Origin of the sequence: Acinetobacter sp. MB5 (assembly GCF_003261585.1) — a bacterium.
In the GTDB taxonomy this organism is placed as follows: domain Bacteria; phylum Pseudomonadota; class Gammaproteobacteria; order Pseudomonadales; family Moraxellaceae; genus Acinetobacter.
In genome coordinates, this window is sequence record NZ_POVU01000056.1 from 1 (window position 1) to 330 (window position 330).

Here is a 330-nt window from a genome sequence, read left to right on the forward strand (position 1 = left end):
CATGGCAGCACCAACTTTGGTTGCCACCTTTAAGCAATATGAGGAGTCCTACATGGAGCACATCGAACGTGAATCGATGGAGTTTGATGTCGTGATCGTTGGCGCAGGGCCATCTGGTCTTTCTGCCGCAATCAAAATCCGTCAACTCGCAATTGAAAACAATTTACCCGATCTTTCTGTGTGTGTCGTGGAAAAAGGCTCCGAAGTTGGCGCGCATATTCTTTCTGGTGCTGTTCTTGAACCTCGTGCGCTCAATGAGCTCTTTCCAAACTGGAAAGAAGAAGGTGCACCGCTGAATGTTCCTGTGACAGAGGACAAAACCTATTTCTT

At 47.6% G+C, this 330-nt stretch carries 1 protein-coding gene; it reads left to right on the plus strand.

What is annotated here, in order from left to right; all coding sequences use genetic code 11:
- Positions 1-52: 52 nt before the first annotated feature.
- Positions 53-330: NAD(P)/FAD-dependent oxidoreductase (locus C1A47_RS17575; RefSeq protein WP_162625991.1), on the plus strand; the 278-nt coding region annotated here is incomplete at its 3' end.